The organism is Streptomyces sp. BE303, from assembly GCF_036290945.1.
Lineage (GTDB): Bacteria > Actinomycetota > Actinomycetes > Streptomycetales > Streptomycetaceae > Kitasatospora.
Map to the genome: position 1 here is coordinate 1 of NZ_JAQYWZ010000729.1, position 494 is coordinate 494.

The 494-nt window shown below is 68.0% G+C and carries 2 pseudogenes; both read left to right on the top strand.

Annotated elements, in window-relative coordinates:
* A pseudogene (locus PUR56_RS21955) lies at positions 1 to 192 on the top strand (sugar ABC transporter ATP-binding protein); the annotation flags it as partial.
* Positions 189 to 494, top strand: a pseudogene (locus tag PUR56_RS21960) (ABC transporter permease); the annotation flags it as partial. The pseudogenes PUR56_RS21955 and PUR56_RS21960, both read left to right, overlap by 4 nt.

The window sequence follows — 494 nt, forward strand, 5'->3', positions numbered from 1 at the left end:
GAACTCCCCGAGGTCCTCGGCCTCGCCGACCGCATCGTCGTCATGCAGAACGGCCGCATCACCGGCGAACTCGACCGCGAACACGCCACCGAGGAAGCCATCCTCAACCTCGCCATGGCCGACGACATCGCCGCCGCGACCACACCCACCGACGCGACCACGACCACACCCTCCACCGGAGCTTCCCCATGAGCACCACCACCAGCACCACTCCACCCGCCAGGAACGGCGGCCACGCCCCGCGCCGGTCCGTGGTCTCACCGAAAATCCTGGCCGCCGTCGGTGGTCAGAACCTGAGCCTGATCGGTGCGCTGGTCGTCGTCCTCGCCCTGTTCGGCATCCTCAACGACAACTTCCTCAGCCTCGGCAACATGCAGGTCATCGCCGAAGCCGCCACCATCACCGGCCTCCTCGCCATCGTCCAGACCGTCGTCATCATCTGCGGCGGCCTCGACATCTCCGTCGGCTCCCAAGCCGGCGTCGCCTCCGTCGTC